General features: G+C 50.0%; 1 protein-coding gene. It reads right to left on the bottom strand.

Annotation, left to right across the window (positions count from 1 at the left end):
- Nucleotides 1–354: recombinase family protein (locus E5329_RS29475; protein ID WP_135992604.1), on the bottom strand; the 354-nt coding region annotated here is incomplete at both ends.

Here is a 354-nt window from a genome sequence, read left to right on the forward strand (position 1 = left end):
CAAGGAAGTGTTTATAGGCAAGGGAGAACTTCCCTTCCTCCATGCTGCGGCGCTTCCCCCAGGTAATGTTCTCGCTGATGGAACGGCTTTCCTCCTGCGCTAGGCTGCTCATAATCGTAATCATGACCTCGCCTTTGGCATCTAAGGTGTAAATGTTTTCCTTCTCAAAATATACTTCCACATTCCGCTCCTTTAGCTTGCGGACAGTCGTCAGGGTATCTACTGTATTGCGGGCAAAACGGCTGATGGATTTGGTGAGGATCAGGTCAATTTTGCCATCCAGTGCGTCTGCCACCATACGGTTAAACCCCTCACGTCTTTTAGTGTTCGTGCCGGAGATTCCTTCGTCTGCGT

This window comes from Petralouisia muris, assembly GCF_004793545.1.
Classification (GTDB): domain Bacteria; phylum Bacillota; class Clostridia; order Lachnospirales; family Lachnospiraceae; genus Petralouisia; species Petralouisia muris.